This window comes from Streptomyces sp. NPDC045846, assembly GCF_056431605.1.
Window position 1 is genome coordinate 474,850 of sequence record NZ_JBWKKJ010000005.1, and the last position, 19,282, is coordinate 494,131.

The 19,282-nt window shown below is 72.0% G+C and carries 13 protein-coding genes; 5 read left to right on the top strand and 8 right to left on the bottom strand.

What is annotated here, in order from left to right; all coding sequences use genetic code 11:
• Positions 1 to 224 precede the first annotated feature (224 nt).
• The gene (locus tag AC07F3_RS17130) at positions 225 to 1,661 is read right to left on the bottom strand and encodes an amidase (RefSeq protein ID WP_479114820.1); all 1,437 of its coding nucleotides are present in this window, start codon (positions 1,659 to 1,661) and stop codon (positions 225 to 227) included.
• Between the two features lie 97 nt (positions 1,662 to 1,758).
• Between AC07F3_RS17130 and AC07F3_RS17135 the strand changes: the two genes are divergently transcribed.
• Positions 1,759 to 2,610 (top strand): helix-turn-helix domain-containing protein, encoded by an 852-nt coding sequence (locus AC07F3_RS17135; protein WP_479114822.1) that lies wholly within the window; start codon positions 1,759 to 1,761, stop codon positions 2,608 to 2,610.
• A gap of 98 nt (positions 2,611 to 2,708) precedes the next feature.
• Complete coding sequence (locus AC07F3_RS17140) at positions 2,709 to 3,479, top strand: class I SAM-dependent methyltransferase (protein WP_479114823.1); 771 nt, start codon at positions 2,709 to 2,711, stop codon at positions 3,477 to 3,479.
• 262 nt (positions 3,480 to 3,741) lie between these two features.
• On the opposite strand, the gene AC07F3_RS17145 is transcribed toward AC07F3_RS17140, so the two are convergent.
• The 4 genes from AC07F3_RS17145 to AC07F3_RS17160 all read right to left on the bottom strand — a co-directional run bounded on the left by AC07F3_RS17145 (position 3,742) and on the right by AC07F3_RS17160 (position 7,548).
• Complete coding sequence (locus AC07F3_RS17145; protein ID WP_479114825.1) at positions 3,742 to 3,969, bottom strand: hypothetical protein; 228 nt, start codon at positions 3,967 to 3,969, stop codon at positions 3,742 to 3,744.
• Positions 3,970 to 4,579: 610 nt separating this feature from the next.
• On the bottom strand, positions 4,580 to 4,741 hold the full coding sequence (locus tag AC07F3_RS17150; protein WP_469840981.1) for a hydrophobic protein: 162 nt from the start codon (positions 4,739 to 4,741) through the stop codon (positions 4,580 to 4,582).
• Positions 4,742 to 5,047: 306 nt separating this feature from the next.
• Positions 5,048 to 5,521 (bottom strand): N-acetyltransferase family protein, encoded by a 474-nt coding sequence (locus AC07F3_RS17155; RefSeq protein WP_479114827.1) that lies wholly within the window; start codon positions 5,519 to 5,521, stop codon positions 5,048 to 5,050.
• Positions 5,522 to 5,622: 101 nt separating this feature from the next.
• Complete coding sequence (locus AC07F3_RS17160) at positions 5,623 to 7,548, bottom strand: hypothetical protein (protein WP_479114829.1); 1,926 nt, start codon at positions 7,546 to 7,548, stop codon at positions 5,623 to 5,625.
• Between the two features lie 256 nt (positions 7,549 to 7,804).
• Between AC07F3_RS17160 and AC07F3_RS17165 the strand changes: the two genes are divergently transcribed.
• The gene (locus AC07F3_RS17165; RefSeq protein WP_479114831.1) at positions 7,805 to 8,503 is read left to right on the top strand and encodes an adenosylcobinamide amidohydrolase; all 699 of its coding nucleotides are present in this window, start codon (positions 7,805 to 7,807) and stop codon (positions 8,501 to 8,503) included.
• 143 nt (positions 8,504 to 8,646) lie between these two features.
• Here AC07F3_RS17165 and AC07F3_RS17170 read toward each other — a convergent pair whose 3' ends face one another.
• Positions 8,647 to 10,521: a glycoside hydrolase family 9 protein gene (locus AC07F3_RS17170; RefSeq protein WP_479114833.1), complete on the bottom strand. Its 1,875-nt coding sequence runs from the start codon at positions 10,519 to 10,521 to the stop codon at positions 8,647 to 8,649.
• Between the two features lie 798 nt (positions 10,522 to 11,319).
• On the opposite strand from AC07F3_RS17170, the gene AC07F3_RS17175 reads away from it, so the two are divergent.
• Positions 11,320 to 15,909, top strand: coding sequence for a cation-translocating P-type ATPase (locus AC07F3_RS17175; protein ID WP_479114835.1), 4,590 nt, complete (start codon positions 11,320 to 11,322; stop codon positions 15,907 to 15,909).
• Positions 15,910 to 16,115: 206 nt separating this feature from the next.
• Positions 16,116 to 17,294: an alpha/beta hydrolase family protein gene (locus AC07F3_RS17180; RefSeq protein ID WP_479114837.1), complete on the top strand. Its 1,179-nt coding sequence runs from the start codon at positions 16,116 to 16,118 to the stop codon at positions 17,292 to 17,294.
• Between the two features lie 31 nt (positions 17,295 to 17,325).
• Here the strand turns inward: AC07F3_RS17180 and AC07F3_RS17185 are convergent, their stop codons facing one another.
• Both AC07F3_RS17185 and AC07F3_RS17190 read right to left on the bottom strand, forming a co-directional pair.
• Complete coding sequence (locus AC07F3_RS17185) at positions 17,326 to 17,982, bottom strand: response regulator (RefSeq protein WP_479114839.1); 657 nt, start codon at positions 17,980 to 17,982, stop codon at positions 17,326 to 17,328.
• Positions 17,979 to 19,169 (bottom strand): sensor histidine kinase, encoded by a 1,191-nt coding sequence (locus tag AC07F3_RS17190; RefSeq protein WP_479114841.1) that lies wholly within the window; start codon positions 19,167 to 19,169, stop codon positions 17,979 to 17,981. The genes AC07F3_RS17185 and AC07F3_RS17190 overlap by 4 nt, the downstream gene beginning before the upstream one ends.
• Positions 19,170 to 19,282: the final 113 nt, after the last annotated feature.

Genomic DNA, 19,282 nt, shown 5'->3' on the forward strand with positions numbered 1-19,282 from the left:
GGGACCATACATCCGGGACGCACGTGGATTGCAACCCCTGCACGGAGTTACGGGACTCACACCCCCGCCTGTACGAAGAAGTCATACTCTTCGTCCGGATGCACGGGCAACTCCGGTGCAGGGCGCAGGAGTTGCCCGTCGGCCACTCGACGCGGCCAAGGGGACAGGCCGGACTCGTGCCACATCTCGTGGTCAGCGCCCGGAGAGGTTCGAGCGGTGACCGCTCAGCTGACGGGCGGACGGCGACCGGCCCAGGGGTGGGTGAGTTCGAGGACGCGGGACACCTGGAGCAGGAGGTCCTCCCGCCAGGGCGCGGCGACGATCTGGATGCCGACGGGCAGGCCGGTGGCCTCGTCGTGGTGGACGGGGAGGGAGATGGCCGGCTGCCCGGTCACGTTGAACACGGACGTGAACACCCCCATCGGATAGCTGTTCACCAGCGCCCTCAGAGGATCGTCCTCGGTGCCCGCCCGCCAGGCACCGACGAGCGGCGGGAGGCAGGCCATGGTCGGCGTGACCAGGAGGTCGAAGCCGGTGAGGAAGCCTTCGACGATACGCCGCGACAACTGCTCGGTCTTCCGCACCTTTTCCGTGTAGGCCCAGGAGTCGGTCGCTCGCGCCGCGTCACGCAGGGCGCGATTGTGCGGCTCGATCCGGTCGGGCTCCGCGAGCGCGATGCCGGCGCCGCCGACGTTCCACAGGGCAGTGAACGCCGAGACCAACTCGTCGGCCGGCGGCAGCGGAAGGGGCGTGTCGACCAGGTGATGGCCGGCCGATTCGAGGGTGCGCAGGGCGACGTCGACGGCGGCGATGCACGCGGGATGCACGTGTATCCCGTCGACCGGGGAGTCGATGAGCGCGCCGATCCGCAGCCCGGTCGGCAGGTCCGTGTTCAGTGCGCTGGTGAAGGACGTGCGGGGCGTCGGAGGCGACCACCACGCGCCCGGATCGTGGCGTGCCAGGACGTCGAGGGCCGCGGCGGTGTCCGCCACCGTGCGGGTGATCACTCCACTGGTGCCGAGGCCTTCCACCTCCACGACGGCGTTGGTGACCAGGCCGCGGGTGGGTTTGAGGCCGACGAGGCCGTTGCACGACGCGGGGATGCGGATCGACCCGCCGCCGTCCTCCGCGTGCGCGATGGGCGCCATTCCGGCCGCGACGGCGGCGCCCGCTCCGCTCGACGAACCGCCGGGTGTGCGGTCCGGGTTCCACGGATTGCGCGAGATGCCCAGGGCCTCGCTCTCGGTGAAGGGCAGGCTGCCGAACTCGGAGGTGGTGGTCTTGCCGAGCAGGACGAAGCCCGCGTCCACGAAGCGTCGCACCACCGGGTCCGATGCGTCGGCCGGGGCCCGCCCGGCCCCGGCCGACCCATGGGTCGTGGGCCACCCGGCGACGTCGACAAGGTCCTTGACCGGCAGTGGCACGCCGTGGAACGCAGGGAGGTCCTCGGGCGAGGTGGCCCGCGCCACGGCGTCGGCCGCGGCGGACGCGGCCTTGCGGACGTCGTCTTCGGCCCGGTGGCAGAAGGCGTTCAGGCGGGGGTCGAGCTCATCCATCCGCTCGAGGAAGCAGTCGGCCACTTCGACCGGGCTCACCTCCTTGCGACGGATGGCGGCGGCGAGTTCGACGGCTGGCGTGAACGGATCGATGGGTGAGCGCATGAGGGGCGGTCCTTTCCGGTGCTGAGCTGGCAGGAGCCGTCAGTGTCTTCATGCCTTCGGCATCGCGTCTTGGAAAAATGTCGCGTAGCTTGCCGGTATGCGATCCGCCGAACGGGCCCACGACGCCGCGTCGTTGTGGGACATCGCCACCCCGTCGCGGGGCGGCCGGCTGCCGGGTGTGAGCATGGCCGGATTCCGCGCCCGTACCACAGAACCCGTCGACCTCGGCGTGGTCCCGTACCCGGCCGTCACGGTGGCCGTCGACCTCGGCACCGCGCCGCTCGCCGTCGATGACGTCGGCGGTCGGCGGCAGAACGGCAGCGTCGTCCTGGGACTCGCGTCCGTCGGGGTACGCGGGCGCGGCCGGGACATCGAGTGCCTGCAGATGCGCCTTTCCCCGCCGGTCGCGCACGCCGTGCTGGGCGCCGGTGCGGAACTGGGCGCCACCGTGGTCTCCCTCGACGACCTGTGGGGCCGCGAAGCCGCGCGTACGGAGGAGCGGTTGCGCGCCGCGAGGTCGTGGGAGGAGCGGTTCGCGGTGGCGGAGGCCGCTCTCGTACGTCGATACGAGGCAGGCCGAGCCGTCGAACCCGAAGTCGCCTTCGTGTGGCGGCAGATGGTGGCGAACCTGGGAGGGGTTCGGGTCGAGCGGCTGGCGGCCGAGATCGGCTGGAGCCGCAAGCGCCTGTGGTCCCGGTTCCGGGCGCAGATCGGTCTCCAACCCAAGCGTGCCGCTCAACTGGTGCGTTTCGATCATGCCGCCCACCGTCTGGCGGCGGGCCACAGCGCCGCACAGGTGGCAGCGGAGATCGGCTACGCGGACCAGTCCCATCTCCACCGGGATGTCGTGGCCTTCGCCGGTGTGACGCCCACGGCCATCGGGATCGCGCCGTGGCTCGCGGTCGACGACGTCGCGTGGGCTGCGCCCGCATACCTGTCCAAGGCCTGACCGGTGGTCCGCACCCGTCAGCAGGGCGGCCGGGGGAGCGGGGCACGAGGGAACATTTCTACAAGACGCCCGGCGGCCGGGCCGGTGACACTGCGAGCATGACCCAAGACCGGAATGACTCCCCACTGCCGCGGCTCGACCGGCCGCGGTACGGAGTGGACGCTCCCGCGTTCCCGGCGCTGCTCGGCGCCGTCGGCGTGGTCTGCGGCCTGACCGGCGCGCTGCGGCGGCCGGGGCGGAAGACCATGGTGACCGCGGGGACGGTACTGATCGCGCAGACCGGCATCTACCTGCACACCACACTCCGCGGCAAGCTGCGGATCTGGCAACAGGTGCTGGACCAGGCCCATCTGAACGGCGACGAGCAGCTCCTTGACATGGGGTGCGGCCGAGGAGCGGTGCTGATCCAGGCGGCCAAGCGGCTCCCGAAGGGCCACGCCGTCGGCGTGGACCTGTGGTCCGGAACGGACCAGAGCGGCAACCGGCCCGAGATGACGCTCGCGAACGCTGCCGCGGCCGGGGTCGCCGACCGTGTGGATGTCCACACGGCCGACATGACCGCGCTGCCGTTTGAGGACAGCTCCTTCGACGTGGTGACGAGCGCGCTCGCCATCCACAACATCCCGTCGGCGGCTGGGCGGTACCGCGCGGTGGACGAGGCCATGCGGGTGCTGCGTCCGGGCGGCCAGCTGATCGTCGCCGACTTCTGGCCCATGGCCAGGAAGTACGCGACGCACATCGGCCGGGGCACCCTGCGCGGGCTCGGCCCCGGGTACTGGTACGGCGGCCCGCACCTCGGCGTCACACTGCTGCATGTGGTCAAGGAGGGCCAGTGCTCGGACCGCACGCGTTCACGGACTGAGGGCTGATGTGGTCGTGAGCCACGGTCATCGCCGAGTACGGCGGTGGAGATCGGGTGGGCAGGCCTACATGGCGATTCCTCCCCGTCAAACGGCCTTCTCGCTGCGGACGCGGGTGCGTGGGCGGCGCTGTGCGGTCAGGACGTCGGGGACGCCGGGCGTCCTGGCCGCGCCGACGCGGGTAGCGGCGCTACTCAGGGGGTGTCTCCCCCGTAGTCGGCGACCCACTCGCGGGCGCTGCGCGTGATGCGCGCGTCGCTGTCCGTGAGGGTCACGCCCCGGCCAGTCTGCGGGCGGCTTCCTTGAGAGCGACCCGGGCGGCGGGTGTGCCGGCCGACGTCTGCCAGTACGGGTGCGCGGCGATGAGCCGGGACAGCCGCAAAAGCTGTCGGCGGTGGACTGCCGCGCCGTCTGCCGGGCCGGTGGCGAGCTGCTTGTAGGTGACGTACCAGGTGGTCTGGGCTTTCAGGAGGTCGTGGGGGAAGGCGGGGCGATCCATGCAGGAATTAGAGCTCATGTTCGAATTACTTGCCAAGTCGAAACCCTGGCTCCCCACGGCCGGGTCCGATGGGCTCGCGTTCGGCGCCGCCGGCACAGGGACTCGTGGGTTTCGCCTTCGGCCGGCGCGGGGGCGCGGCGCTGCGCCTTGGCTACGAGTGCGCCCCGGTCCGCTTCGGCAGCCTCGTCCCGCCCGCTCATGATCACGGCCATGGCGTCGGCCTGCCCCTCGGCCTCCGCCCGAGGACTTCCCCCATGCGCCTTCGCCCGGGTCTTCGGTCGCTGCCGCTGTCCGCCAGCATGCTGCTTCCGGAGCCGGATGGTGACCTCAGGCTGCTTCCCTGGGGCTTCGCCCTTCCCGGCACCGGATATATGGGGCGTCCGCCACGCCGTTGACGTCTTGCCGGAAATCAGGCGGGCCGTGGCGCGATTTCCTGGAGGCGCGGTTCCCGTGCGCGGATATCGCGCCACGGCCACGTGATGCCCCTACCCACGATCCGGAATGTGATGGCTCCAATTCCCGGCATGGTTGGACACGTTGAACAGGTGGGTGGCCCCACCGCCGTAGCGTGGGGCCACCCACCTGTGAACATGCTGCGATCTGTGCCGGCCTACCAGCGGTACCAGCGGCCGCTACCTCCCTTGGGACGGGCGACGAACCCGACGAGCCAGACGACGAGCACGATGATCGCGAGCCACCACAGGGCCTTCAGTGCGAACCCCGCACCGAAAAGGATCAGAGCCAGCAGGAGAACGAGAAGCAGGGGAACCATAGTTATCAACCTCCGAGGCATCGAATGCCCCGGTCTCTCCCGCCGACACAGCCCCGGCGCGATTGTTTATAAAAATCTTATCCGGGAACTCGCTTGCTCCTTCTGAGTGCGCGCCGTCCCGACGAGCCCACGCGGCGCGGGCTTTCGTGACCCCGCCCCGACCCGGCCGTCCTGCGGCGGAGCCAGGCCACGGAAGCGCTGGGAGCGGAGTGCGGTCCGGTGGTGCTCACGCCGTCGTCGGCCGTTGGATCGAATCCCCGAGAGCGCTCGGACGCGTGCGCCTTCGGTTCGTTCGGCTGGTACGGATCACTGCGCGCTGTTGGGCGTCCAGCGAAGCGTCATGTCGGGCAGGTGCTCCATGTTGCGATCACCATCGGTGGTGTCGAGGACGAGGAAACCGTGGCTCTCGTAGAACGCGCGGGCGTCAGTGTTCTGCTGGAAGACGTGCAGGGACACCCCGGCCGGGCTGTGCCGCCTGACCTCATCGAGCAGGAGCGTGCCGACTCCCTGCCGACGGACGTCCGGGCGCAGATAGAGATGGTCGAGCACGTCGCCGTCGAGGGCCGCATAGCCGACGATCTCCGCACCACGCACAGCGACCCAAGTCCGGCACCGCTTGAGCAGGACGTCCTGGACCCACCTGGTCACCTGCTCGTGACCGCGCCTCTGCGGGGGCAGGTAGGGCATGGTCGCCGACCGGGAGGCCATGTGGATGCGCGCGATCACGGCTGCATCTGTTTCCTCGGCACATCGGATCCGCGTCGTGCCGTCATCACTCACGTCGGGAACCTATAAGGCGAGCGTGGACTCGATCCAGTGGTTGAACCGGCGAACGTCGCCCGCAACAGCACCCGTTGGGCGGCTGCGGGAGTCGTCGGTGCTCAGCGCCGGGCAGTTCCGGCCACCGCTGCCTCGGCAGTGGCGAGGATGCGGTGCAGGACGGGGAGCGGGATCGTCGGGTTGGTGACCGCTGCGCAGGCGGTGTCCCGGTCGTGGAGCAGCCCGGCCAGGACGCGGGCTGGCAGCCGCGGATTGCGCACCGCGCTGTCCCGGACCCAGCTGTCGGGGTCGTTCAGCAGCCGCACGGCGTCGGCCGGTGACAGTCGGGGATCCTCAGCCGCGCGGCGGCGCACCTCGGCTTCGGGGTCCCGGGCCAGGCGTGCGACGTCGGCCGGTGCCGACTCCGGATCGTCCAGAGCCAGACGGCGCATCCGCCCGCTGGGATCGGCAATGAAGCGCAAGAGGCCTGCGCGGGGGAAGTTGCGGTGGCCGCGGGGCCGGTCGGGGTGGCTGAAGCTGCCGTCCCACCAGCGCCAGACCTCCAGCAGCAGGTCGGGCGGCGCGTCTTCGCACGATTCGGCGAGGAACAGGCGGACCACCCGGTCCTCGTCCCGCGCCAGGCGCGCCAGGACATCCGGTGGGAGGTGCCGGGCCCGGGCCACACTGCGGCGGATCAGCGGGTGGGACGACGCGGCGAGACGGCGCATCGCGTCGGCGTCGCCGTGCAGGTCCTCGACCCAGGGCAGGGTGCGGGGCCTCGACGCCGGGTCGAAGTCGTGGCGGACCGCGGCACGTTGCTCCTCGGTGAGGTCGGGGCGCAGGGCCACCGCGGCGCGGACGGCGACCTGCGAGTCCTGGGCGAGAGCGGCGACGCCGTGCGCGCCCAGGCCCGGGTTGGCGGCGAGTGCCTGACGCACCTCCGCGTCCCCGTCCCGGACCAGCTCAGCTTCCAACTCGGGCGCGAGACGGCACCGTTCGAGCGCCTGGCGTGGGTCGGGCAGGGCGGCGAAAACGGTGCGGGGCATGGGCACGGCGGCGTAGTGGGCGAGCAGCGCCGCCGTCCGCACCGCGGAGTCGATGTCGGTCAGCAGCCGCTCGTGCAGCGGGGCAGTGAGGTCCTTCCACCGGGCGCAGGCCGCCGCCCGCACCCGGGGGTCGGCGTCGATCGCGAGGCCAGGGAGGAACCGCGGGGGCAGCCGGGGGAGTTCGGCGGCTTCCGCGCGGGACGGCCCGGCGAGGAGGTCGTCGTACAGATCCTCGGGCAGTTTGACGCCCCAGGCGCAGGCGTGCTCCGCCCAGAGCACGCGTCGACTCGCCGACGGCTCGGCACGGATCAGGCGTACCCACTGATCGGAGGTGAGCTTGGGACGGAAGGTGTCCGCGGGTCTTGACCGCACCCGCGGATCGGGGTGCGCCACGGCGGCGTCGAGAACGGCGGGCCGGTCGCATCCGTGCAAGAAGCCGTCCGCCACATCCAGCAGCCGGATCAACAGCTCGTCGGTCGCGGCCGGATTGGAGCCGATCCCCTCCGCCCAGTGCAGAGGCCACGCACACCGGCCGGGCACCGCCGCCCACACCTCGGCACGCTCGACCTCCGTCTCGCGCCCGGCGAGCTCGGCCGCCTCTTCCAGCCTCTCCGGCAGCCGGTCAAGGGCCGTCACCCGAGACCCGCCCGCCCCCGGCACATCCGCCACCAGCACCTGCCCGTCGAGGGAGAGCGCCACGAACCCCGGGTCGCCGGTCAGCCCCGGCACGCCGCTTCCGGTGTGCCTGACCCGGGTCCACCAGGCGTCGTTGCCGCCGATCCGGTGCCCGAGGACGGCCACCAGGAACTCACCGTCGGCATCGCAAAGACGGCGCCACCACGCGTCGTTGAGCGCTTCCCGCACCGCACGGTCGGGCGCCGCGATCCCCCGCGCGATCCGTCGGCCGGCCTCCGGCGGGAACACGCTGCCGGGGCGCACGTCCTCGACGACCGTGAGCCCGACGCGTGCGAGTAGTTCGTGGAGTCCCGCTCGATGCTGCACACGATCATGATCTACGCCGACTCAAGGTGGGACAAGGCTCTGGGCCCAGGCCCCACGGCCCTCACTCAGGTGCATGCCAGGGGTGGCGACGCCGTCCCGGCGGCCGGATCCGGGGCCGGGGTCGAGTCGGCACCAGCATGACGATTGCCGGTGGCTGCTGCCTTGCCACCGCCAGGGGGACGCGGGTACAGCGGCGTCGCAGGTGGGGGGCAACGTACGATCAGCGCTCATCCGTCCTTCCAGGAGTATCCGTCCGATGACAGACGTCCTTGTGCCTCCCCGCTCAACCACTGGTCTGCTGCATGTGCAGCGGCTCGTCCGCACCGAGGACGGTGAACGGCTGACCGGCCTGATGTGGAGGGCGGGCAGCGGTTGGCGGATGATCAGCAGCGCCGTGCTGGGCGGGGGGATCGGAGACCGGTCCTGGGTTCTCAACGCCCAGGTGTCCCACGGTTACCGGCGAGTCGACCCCGACCGGCATCTGGCCGATCTGGCACGTGATGCCGGCGCCCGCAGGCCCGGGGTCGGGCTGATGACGGCCGCCGACGTCGACGCGTACGGGCATGCGCAGGACGGCGGCGTAGAGGCAGTTGCCACCGTGGGTCTCGGGGTGCGCGGATGGGCCGCTTCCCCCGGGGAGGGCACTGCCGCCCCAGCGCGGCCCGGCACGATCAACATCATTGTTGCCCTGCCCGTGGCCTTGACCGACAGCGCTTTGGTCAACGCCGTGGCGACCGCCACCGAAGCCAAGGTGCAGGCACTGCTCGATGCCGGATACGACTGCTCCGGCACTCCCACGGACGCCGTGTGCATCGCCGCCCGGTCCCCGCGAGCTGATGACGAGTCCGAGGCCTTCGCCGGCCCGCGCTCGCTGTGGGGTGCGCGAGTGGCTCGCGCCGTCCACGGATCCGTACGTGCCGCTGCCGGACCGGAGGCCGGAGCGCCGCGCTCCTGACCGTCCGCCGGGGCCTCCTTGGCGCGCTCTTGATCACCCACAGAGGAGAGGCGCCGGGGGCCGGGGCTTCGCGTCGCGGGCCGCCCCGGTGCAGGGGGGCGTCCGCATGCTCCGGACTCGCGGTCAGCGCGGGGCAGGAATTCTCACGTTGCGGACAGGGCGAAGGCGAGCAGTGCGGTCGAGGTGAAGTCGTCGGCGGGCTCGACCGTCTGCCAGGCTCCTACCTGGTCGAGGTAGCGGGCGCCGTGGCCGTCGAACTGCTTCCACGTGGCCGAGCCGGCCTCGCAGGCGCGCGTCGACTCCAGGGTGCCGCGGTCCGAGAGCTGTTTGGATCCGTTGGGTCCGTTGACGACCGCGCCGCGCAGCAACGCTCCTTGCCCGGTGAGGCTGCCCGCGAGGTTGGCCACCTGATGGGCGGGGCAGTGCGGGAACACCGTGCCTGTTCCGATCATGAAGCTGGTGCCCCAGGCGTTGGCCCCCAATGCCCAGCCCCGCTGCTGGGCGGCGAAGGTGCTGTAGCGGTAGTCGCCGGTCGCTTCCGCGTAGAGGGCGGCCGTGGCCACGAGGCCGAAGGTGTGCGGGACGGCGTCGAAGTCCGTGTAGACCGCGCCCGCTTGGAAGGGGTCTTTCGCCGCGCGGCGCTCGCCGTCGGCGAGTTGCCTGCGCAGATCGGCGGCGGCGGCCTCGGACGGGCCGAGCCGCAGCAGGTCCGCGTGAGCCAGTGCGCTGACGTCGGAGACGCCGAGCGTGCCGAGATTCCCGGAGGCCAGGTAGGCCCGCGCCCAGTCGCCGGCCTGCGTGTGCCACAGGACCGCCCGGCCGTCGCCCAGCGCCTGTGCGGCCAGGGCCAGTTCGGCGGCCCCGAACTCCATGTCGTCCTGCCAGGAGTCCTCGCTGTAGAAGGCGTGCGGGAACGTCGTGACCAGGGTGGGCGTGCCATGCGTGTCGGCCAGGCCGTAGACGGCGGCAGCCTTCTCCAGCCACTGCCGGGCGCCGGCCGGGTCGTGGGACGCGTCGGTCTGCGCGGCCAGCGCGAAGGCGGCGGCGACCCGGCCCGCGAGGTTGGGGCTCAGCGGCGCGCCCGGCTTGTTGGCCGGGAAGACCGGACGGAACTTGACGAGGTGGTCCGCGTCTCCGTCACGCACCTTCAGCGCGTCGTCCGCCTCCGGAAGGCGCCACACATCGTGGTCGCTGTGCAGGTCCTTGGTGCCGGCCCCGATGCCGACCTGTGCGTAGAGCGTGCGCGTGCGGCCGTCCCACATCTTGTCGAGCCAGGACAGACCGTACCGGGCCTCGGCCGCGAGGCCGGGTATCGCGGGCGATGCCCTTTGTGCCAGCAGCAGTTGGGCGGTCGCGTAGGAGGCGGTGTGGGTGAACTTGAGGTAGTCGCCGGCGTCGAACCAGCCGCCCGACACGTCGACGGGGCCGCTGACCCGCTGGAGCGGCGCGGTCAGTTCGGTGCCCTCGGTGTTGTAGCGGGGCACGGCGTAGACGCTCGCGGTACGGTCCGCGAGGTGGGACGGTTTGCGCCCCAGCGCGCCCGGGATGATGTCGGCGCCGTCACGCTGCGCCTGGAAGAAGCGGACGTTGTCCGCTGCCAAGTCCGTCATCAGCTGTTGCGCGGGAGCCACGGCGAAGGGAGGCGAGGTGGCGTCAGCAGTGCCGGTCAGGCGCAGCCGGTAGCTGCCGCCCTTGGTGAGCGCGGACAGGTCGAGGGTGCGTACGGATTCGTATGCCGCGTTCCACGCGCCGGTGCGGGGGCCGGGCGCACCGGACAGGACGGTTCTCCCCGTGTCGTCGACCACTTCGAACCGCGCCCCCGCGAGCTTGTCGTCCGAGCCCATCACGAAGGCGGTCTTGTGCTCAGCGCTGGCGTAGCCGCCCTGATCGACTCGGATGGTCACGGGTCCGGGCGCAGGCCCGTTCGAGGGCAGTGCGTACCAGACGGCGCCCGCCGCGCTGAGGGCGAGCGCGATGCTGAGGATGAACCAGCGGGGACGTGTGAAGCGCGAAACCATCGGGTCGGACTGCCTTCTCTTGACTGACAGGGCACGGCTGGCCGGGAGCGGGGTGCTGCGCGGAGTCGTTCCGTGCCGCTGGTGAAGGATTCGTAGGGGGAGGCGATGAGCTGGTGGGGCGCTCGTCCACAGTAGGGCGGGTAGTGGTCGGGCCGATGGGCGGGGTGAGCATCTCTGCGTCCGTCCTGTTGGCGGTTCACCTTCTTGGCGCGGGACTTCGCAGCATGTCTGGTGGTGCGAAGCGCTCTGGGGCCACACGGCCCACAGCCATCGCGCAGGGCAGCCCGGGTGGAGGGTGCGAACGTGGCGAGAGTCGCGGTGTGGATCCGGGTCCTTCCTGCGCCCGGCTGGTTCTCCCGAGATGCGGGAGGAGCTGACACCAGGTCAGGTGGGAGGCATGCATGGACTCACGACTGTGCCCGCCTCCAGGAGATCCTCCGTGGAGCTGGGTGCGCTACGGGCGCACCACTCCCTTCCTCTTGGCCCTGTCGGCGCTGGCGTTGCCCTGTCTGAGCCGCCCCATCTTCGTCCCGTTCCACGCAAACAGTTCGCGTGCAACTTTCCCGGGAACGCGGTCGAGTCCGCGGTTCAGCAGGGGTGCCCAGCACCGCTGGGTTGGCTTCCCGACGTTTCCTGGCAAGGAGAACCGTCCACGCGTCGGCGTAGGAGAAGGGGACAGCCCTGCGGGCCGCGCGGATTGTCCGCATCATGTCTGCCAGTGGGGGTATCCGACTCCCTGTCTGTATCGCGGCCCCACTGCCGGGGCAGCCGCCTGAACGCTCACGGTGAAGGTTGGACATGGTTCTGCGTCTGCTGACCCGCCTGCCCGCAGCGGGATGTGACCTCGCGTTGGCCGCCCCCGCCCTTGTGGCCCGCAGCGCCGCCCCGGCGGCCGGTTTCGCGGCCCGTGTCGCGGTCGACGCCGCCGAGGCGGGGCTGCGGACCGCGACCGGGGCCTCCACCACGGCCGTCCGGCTCGGCCGCGTCGTCCGCAATGCCGTGCTGTCCGGCGACGGCGAGTGGCGGGCTGGTGCGCGGATGCACGTAGCGCTCGAACCCGACTCCCAGAGGGCCGGGCGGCGCGGGGCTCGTGGCCTGGAGTCGGCGGCCAAACGCGTGGCGAGTGCGCTCGCCGAGCATCCGGAGGTCGTGACCGCCTACTGGGACGGCGGGCTGGCACGCTTGGTGGTCCAGGTGAGTGAGAGCGCGCTCGTCGACCGTGTAGCGCGCCAAGCGGAGAAGGTGGCTGCCCGGTATGGGCTGCAACGGCCCGATGAACCGCCGCGTGCACGCACGCACCCGGGGAGCACCGGCGGCGTCCGCTCCGGAGCGTTCGCCCTGGCATGTGATGCGGCGGCGATCGCCACCGCCGCGACCGCGCGGACGCTGCGCTGGAAGCGCTCACCTCGACTCGTCACCGCCGCAGTGTCCCTGGTGCGCGAGGACACCCGCGTACGGGCGGCACTGCGGGATCGGCTCGGGAGTTCCGGTGCTGAGATGGTCCTCGCGGCGGCCACCGCCGCAGCCCACGGAATCGGCCAGTCACCTGTGTCCTTGGTCCTCGATTTCGGCCTGCGGAGCGGCCAGTTGATGGAGGCTCTCGCGCGCGGCGCCGCGTTCGAGGCGGCCCACGACGTGCTGTGTGTTCCGGACCGTACGAGCGTGCCTGTCCGGCGGCCTTCGCGCCCGGCGATGGACCGCTCCGAGGGCCAGGAGTACGCCGACCAGGCCGTGACCGGGAGCCTGGTCGGCGCAGGCGCGACGCTGTTGGCCACCCGCGACGCGGAGCAGGCCGCCGAGGCGGTGCTGGCAGGCTCTCCGAAGGCGGCCCGCTATGGGCCGGTTGCCTTCACCACGGTGCTGGGCATCGCCCTGGCCGGGCAGAACGTCCTGATCCGCGACACGGACCGGCTGCGGCAGCTGGAGCGCATCGACACCGTCGTCCTGCATCCCCAAGCGCTGTGCACCACGCGGCGCACCGTCCTCGAAGCACATCCGAGCGTTGACCATTGGGACTGCCCGCGGCTCTGGCAGGCCGCCGGCGCGGCCCTGCAACGCCAGGACTCCACGGAGCCCGGTGAAGAACCACAGGTCACACTGCGACCGGTGCCTGACCACGCGCCGTCCGAAACCAGCAACTTGATGATCGCCTCCACGCCGGAGGGCGAAGACGTCGGGACCGTGCTGGTCGGACGGGAAACGGACCCCCTCGCCGAACCGGTGCTGGACGCGGCACGCCGCGCCGGGCTGCACGTCGTCGTGCCCGAGGACGCCTCGCTCGGCGACTTCGCGGCACTGGCCGACGACATCGTGCCCGAAGCGCAGCCCCTGGCGGAGGTGGTACGGAACCTGCGCGAGGAAGGCCGCGTGGTGATGACCATCGCCCGGGTCCCGCAAGGCCAGGACGAGCAGCAGGGTCCGGATGCCGCCGGCGGACCCGTCGTCGCGGCGCTGATGGCGAGCGATTTCGCGGTCGCAGTCTCCGATGCGCCCAGCGCGGTGGTGTGGGACGCGGACGCCCTCGCCCTCGACGGGCTCGAAGGTGCCTGGCGGCTGCTGGCAGCCATCCCCGGCGCGCGGAAGACCGGTCGGCATGCCAAGACCCTGGCTCAAGCCGGCGCCGCCCTGGCCGGGCTCATGCTCGTGACCGGCAAGTCCCCAGCGCGCCGAGCCCTGTCCGCCTGGGGCCCCCGCCTCAGCCCCGTCGATGCCGCCACTGCGGCGGCCATGCTTTCTGGATGGCGGACGGCCGCGCGCCTGGCTGCCGTTCCGGGGCCGTGCCCTCGACCCCGAGTGCCCTGGCACGCCTTGCCGGCCGAGCAGGCCCTCGCCCGGCTGGCCGGCACACCGCGCGCCGCGGCCAGTCCGCTGCTCGCGCTGCGCGCCGCGGTCCGGGAGAAGACCCACTACTTCCGCCACCTGCCGGTCTTCGCCCCAGCCCGCCTCACGGCGCAACTGATCACCGCGGTGAAGGCCGAGCTGGACGATCCCCTCACCCCGATCCTGGCCATCGGCGCCGCGGCATCCGCGATGCTCGGAGAACCCGTGGACGCCCTGCTGGTAACCGGCGCCATGACCGTCAACGCGGTGGTCGGTGGTGTGCAACGACTGCGCGCCGAGCACGCCCTGGCCGCCCTCGCCACCACCCAGAAGCAGAAAGCCCGCCTCGCCGCCGAGGAAGGAGACACCGCGGAGACCACCAGCGTCGACGCCGCCAAACTGCTGCCCGGTGTCGTGATCGAACTGCGGACCGGTGACGTGGTGCCCGCCGATGCCCGGCTGCTGGAGGCCGCCGACCTCGAGGTCGACGAATCCTCCCTGACCGGCGAGTCGCTGCCCGCGCTCAAGCAGCTGGCCGCGACCCCGCAGGCCGCCGTCGCGGACCGAAGCTGCATGGTCTTCGAGGGGACCACCGTAGTGGCCGGGCAGGCCCGAGCGGCCGTGGTCGGCACCGGCGAGCAAACCGAAGCGGGAAGGGCGGCCCACCTGGCGTCACACTCCTCTTCCGCCAAGGGCGTTCAGGCCCGCCTGCACGAACTGACCCGCAAAGTCCTGCCGCTCACTCTGGCCGGCGGCGCGGCGGTCACGGTCCTCTCGCTCCTGCGAGGACGCCCGGCCCGGGAAGCTGTGGGCGGCGGCGTCGCCGTGGCGGTGGCAGCGGTCCCCGAAGGACTGCCGCTGGTGGCCACCGTGGCGCAAATGGCCGCCGCCCGCCGCCTCAGCCACCACGGTGTCCTGGTCCGAAGCCCCCGAGCGCTGGAAGCACTGGGCCGCATGGACACCGTCTGCTTCGACAAGACCGGAACCCTCACCGAGAACCGGCTGCTCCTCGTGCACGCGGTCACCCCCGACGGCGCCACTCTCGCGGCTGACGCCCCGCAGGCGGAGCCCGTCCTGCGCGCCGCGGCCCGCGCCTGCCCGCAGACCACCGACGAAGCGGGCTCCGCCCACGTAACGGACGAAGCCATCCTGGCCGCGGCCCCGCAGGACGTGCGCTGGGAGCAGGCCGAGGGCCAGCCCTTCGAGGCCAGCCGTGGCTACGCCTGCGCCGTCGGCGACGAGGCCGACGGCTCTGCCACCCTGGTCGCCAAGGGCGCCCCGGAGGTGCTGCTCGCCTGCTGCGAAGACGTCGACGAGGCCGCTCACACCGCCGCGCAAGCGCTCGCCGGCCAAGGTCTGCGGATCCTCGCGGTCGCACAGCGGCGGCTTGAGGCCGGCGAATCGTCCGGCATTCTCGACCAGCCGTTGAAAGGCCTGGAACTCGTCGGCTTCGTGGCACTGGCCGACACCCCCCGTCCCAGTTCCGCGCCTGTGGTCGCCGCGCTGCGCGAAGCCGGGGTACGGCCGGTCATGCTCACCGGAGACCACCCGGACACGGCCCGGGCCATCGCCCGCGGCCTGGGCTGGCCCGAGGACGTCACCGTGACCACCGGCGATGAACTCGCGGCCTTGGACCGGACCGGCCGGGCTCGTGTGCTGGCCGACTGCCAGGTCATCGCCCGCGTCGCCCCCGAGCAGAAGCTCCAAGTCGTCGAAGCGCTGCAGGAGACCGGCCGCGTGGTGGCGATGATCGGCGACGGTGCCAACGACGCCGCAGCCATCCGCGCGGCGAACGTCGGGATCGGCATGGCCGTGCGCGGCTCGGCCGCCGCCCGCAACGCCGCCGACCTGATCCTCACCACCAACGAACTGACACCCCTGCTCGCCGCCGTCACCGAGGGCCGGGCCCTGTGGCGCAGCGTCGCCGACGCCATCAGCATCCTCATCGGCGGCAACGCGGGAGAAGTCGGGTTCACCGTGCTGGGCACCCTGCTCGGCGGCTCCTCACCCCTGTCGACCCGTCAACTCCTCCTGGTGAATCTCCTGACCGACATGTTCCCCGCCATGGCCGTGGCGGTCACCCCTCAAGACGAGCCGACCTCCGAGAACAACGACCAGACGGACGAGGAGACCTCGGCGTGCGTCGGAGTCGCGGCCCTCGGCGAGCCGCTGACCCGGCAGATCCGACAACGCGGCATCGTGACCGGGCTCGGTGCGGGCACTGCCTGGCTCATCGGCACACTCACGCCGGGCACGGCCCGCCGAACCAGCACCATGGCGCTGTGCGGACTCGTCGGCGCGCAACTCACCCAGACCCTCACCGGACGAGGCCGAAGCCCCCTGGTCCTGGCCACCGCACTCGGTTCGGCCACCGCGCTGGCGGTCCTCGTGCAAACGCCCGGCCTCAGCCACTTCTTCGGGTGCACACCCCTGGGCCCGGTGGCGTGGGCAGGCGTCGCGGCGTCGATCGGCGCGGCCGCCATCGGCCCCAAGGCCGTGCCGCTCGTCGAGCAACTCCTGTCCAACGCCCCCTCCGTACTGCGCCCCCTCCTCCCCGCCGCGCACTGACTCGCCCCGGGCCGGAGGAGAGGGACGCGGGCACCGAGGGAGTGAAGGGCTGCGCGGCAGCGGGTGTGTGCCGACCGTACGCCGGACCGCCGGGGCCGGGGGGTCTGGTCCGCCTGCGAGGGGAGGGGGATCCACCCGGAAGCGGACGCGGCTGTCCGCTCCGGAGCTGACGTCAGGAGGCTGCTCCGCGGCCTAGCTTCTGGGGCATGACCAGCATCCGCCGCGTGGCTGTGACCGCCGCGCTCACTCTCGTTCTGCCGTGGCCGATGGCCGCGGCGCCGCCCGCCTTGGCCGCCGCGCCCGCCGCGCAGGTCTCCGCCGGGGCGGCGCCGGTGGGTTTCACGGCCGAACTGCCGCGCCCCACCGGCCCGTACGCGGTCGGCCGGGACGCCCTGCACCTTGTCGACCGGCATCGCCAGGATCCATGGGTGCCGTCGGCGGGAGCGCGACAGCTGATGGTGTCGATGTACTACCCGGCCCGGCCCGGGAGCGGGACCCCTGCCTCCTACATGACCCCGGACGAGGCCCGGTTGTTGCTGGAGGCCAAGGCTCCGGGGTCCGGTCTTCCGCCCGAGGCGCTGTCCGCCGTCCGCGTCTGGGCGCGCGAGGACGCGCGCCCGGCGCACGGCCGGTTCCCGCTGGTGCTGCTCTCGCCCGGCTTCACCTTCCCGCGGGCGCTGTTCAGCAGCGTCGCCGAGGACCTGGCCAGCCGGGGGTACGTCGTCGCCTTGATCGACCACACCTACGAGACTCCCGGCGTCACCTTCCCCGACGGACAGACCCTGCCGTGCGCCATCTGCGACCGGCCGCCGACGGGCGGGATGCCGGCCGTCGCCGAGAGCCGGGCGAAGGACGCCTCCTTCGTGATCGACCAGCTGACGTCCACTCACTCGCTTTGGCTCCATGCGCATCTGATCGACCGGCGACGGATCGGGATGGCCGGGCACTCCCTCGGGGGCGACGCCGCCGCCGTGACCATGGCTGCCGACCACCGGGTGCGGGCAGGGGTGAACATGGACGGCACCTTCCAGGTCCCGGTCCCGGCCACCGGACTGCACGGCAGGCCCTTCCTCCTGTTCGGCGCCCAGGCCGATGAGAGCCCGGGCATGGATTCCACGTGGGACGACGCCTGGAGGAGCCTGGACGGGTGGAAGCGCCGGCTCACCGTGGCCGGCGCCGAGCACGGCACCTTCAGCGATCTCCCGTTGCTCTCCCAGGCGGTGGGCCGGCCCAGCCCGCCCGGGGCGATCGCGCCGCTGCGCGGTCTGGCCATCACCCGGACCTACCTCGGGGACTTCTTCGATCTCCAGCTGAAGGGCGAACCGGAGCCCCTGCTGGACGGGCCGTCCCCGGCCGAGCCGGAGGTCGCGGTCCAGCTCCCGTAGCGCCGTGCGCGGTGTCCCCGTGCCCGCCCAGTCAGCCGGACGGGGAAACCAGGCCCAAGTTGTAGGCGGCGATGACGAGTTGGACGCGGTCGCGGGCTTCGAGCTTGGTCAGCAGCCGTGCCACGTGTGTCTTGGCGGTGGCGGCCCCGATGAAGAGTTCCTGCGCGATCTCGGCGTTGGACAGGCCCCGCCCGACCAGGGTCAGCACTTCGCGTTCCCTGCCGGTGATGCCGTCGATCCGCCGATGGTGCCGGGTGGGCGCCGGGCGCCCGGCGAAGTCCTCGATGAGGCGGCGGGTGACGCTCGGCGCGATCAGGGCGTCACCGACCGCGACCACCCGGATCGCCGCGATGATGTCCACCAACGCCATGTCCTTGACCAGGAACCCGCTGGCCCCGGCGCACAGTGAGGCGTAGACGTTCTCGTCGTCGTCGAAGGTGGTGAGGATAAGGACGCGTGGTGTGGGGGAAGCCGCGGTGATGGCCCGGGTGGCTTCGATGCCGTCCATGCCGGGCATCCGGATGTCCATCACCACGACGTCGGGCCGGACTTCACGGGCCAGGTGGACCGCTTCGGTTCCCGTCGCGGCCTCGCCCACGATGTCCAGGTCGGGCAGGCCCGTGATGACCATGCTCAGTCCGGCGCGCACCAGTTCCTGGTCGTCGGCCAGCACCACTCGGGTCGTCATGCCGGCAGCCTCGCTGCCACTCGGAAGCCGCCCTCGGGCCGGGCGCCCGCGCTGAAGCGGCCATGCAGCAAGGCGACCCGTTCCCGCATGCCGGATATCCCCAATCCCGACCCCGAAGCGGCACCGGCTCGTGCGGCTGCTCGTCCGGCGGTCCGGTTGGCTCCGCACCCGTCGTCGACGATCTCGATGGTCAGCTCCTCGTCCCCGTAGTCCACGGATACCTGGCAGTGCCGGGCGCCGGAATGGCGCACCGTGTTGGTGACCGACTCCTGGATGATCCGGAAGGCGGCCACGTCGACCTCGGGGGGCAGGGGCCGCCGTTCGCCCTTCCAGTGCACCTCGACTCGTACCCCGGCGTCCGTCGTCGTCTCGGCCAGCCGGTCGACGGCCTCCAGGCCCGCTGCCGCGGGCCGCGTCGCCGTGTCGTCGTCGGCTCGGCGCAGCGAGACGAGCATGCGGCGCAGTCCGGCCAGCGTCTCGCGGCTGGTGGTCTCGATGGCGGCGAGCGCTTTGCGTGCGTCCTGCGGCCGGGCGTCCAGGACCAGGGCTGCCGCGCCGGCCTGGATCGCGATGACGCCCATGCTGTGTGCCACCGTGTCGTGCACCTCCCGGGCGATCCGCAGGCGCTCGGCCGTGAGCACCTGGGTGCGCAGTGCCCGGCCGTAATCCCGTTGCTGGCGTACCGAGTTGCCGGTCAGCCAGGCGATGGCGACCGTCGCCGTCAGCGCGGCCATCATGCTGACGGCGTCGCTGAGAGCCTCCTGGCCCTGGTCCGTCGCCCACCACTGGCAAGGCCAGACGATCAGCTCAACGCAGGCGGCCACAAGGGCGGTTGGGCGTGAACGGGTGGCCGCGAGGCAGCCGACCAGGACCGCCAGCACCAGGAAGAACGGCCAGGTCTTCGCACCGACCGCGGCCGCCGCGCACGATTCGGCCACCAGCACCCCGAACACCGGAAGCGGCCGGCGGCGGGCCCATCCGAGGGGCATCGCTGCCATGACGGCCATCGCGTCCCGGGGCAGGACCCCCACGAAGATGGACTCGCGAGTCGGCAAGGACCCCGACCGACTCGTCGTGGTGACGGACAGCAAGAGCGCGAACAGAGCGGCAGCGCACCAGTACAGCGCCGACCACACCGGCGACGGCAGCCGCCTCAGCCACGGAGGGGACGGGATGGATTGACCCACGCCGGGATCGTAGCCGCCGCCCGCCCGCGCGAAGTCCCCCCGCAGACGTACGCCCGCAGGGGGAGGAGATGCTCACCTGGCGGGTCGTAGACGATTGCGTCCGTTGGGTTGAG

Coding starts and splice junctions, on each gene's coding strand:
- AC07F3_RS17130 (WP_479114820.1), bottom strand. CDS start 1,661: ATGCGCTCACCCATCGATCCGTTCACGCCAGCCGTCGAACTCGCCGCC.
- AC07F3_RS17135 (WP_479114822.1), top strand. CDS start 1,759: ATGCGATCCGCCGAACGGGCCCACGACGCCGCGTCGTTGTGGGACATC.
- AC07F3_RS17140 (WP_479114823.1), top strand. CDS start 2,709: ATGACCCAAGACCGGAATGACTCCCCACTGCCGCGGCTCGACCGGCCG.
- AC07F3_RS17145 (WP_479114825.1), bottom strand. CDS start 3,969: ATGGATCGCCCCGCCTTCCCCCACGACCTCCTGAAAGCCCAGACCACC.
- AC07F3_RS17150 (WP_469840981.1), bottom strand. CDS start 4,741: ATGGTTCCCCTGCTTCTCGTTCTCCTGCTGGCTCTGATCCTTTTCGGT.
- AC07F3_RS17165 (WP_479114831.1), top strand. CDS start 7,805: ATGACAGACGTCCTTGTGCCTCCCCGCTCAACCACTGGTCTGCTGCAT.
- AC07F3_RS17170 (WP_479114833.1), bottom strand. CDS start 10,521: ATGGTTTCGCGCTTCACACGTCCCCGCTGGTTCATCCTCAGCATCGCG.
- AC07F3_RS17175 (WP_479114835.1), top strand. CDS start 11,320: ATGGTTCTGCGTCTGCTGACCCGCCTGCCCGCAGCGGGATGTGACCTC.
- AC07F3_RS17180 (WP_479114837.1), top strand. CDS start 16,116: ATGACCAGCATCCGCCGCGTGGCTGTGACCGCCGCGCTCACTCTCGTT.
- AC07F3_RS17185 (WP_479114839.1), bottom strand. CDS start 17,982: ATGACGACCCGAGTGGTGCTGGCCGACGACCAGGAACTGGTGCGCGCC.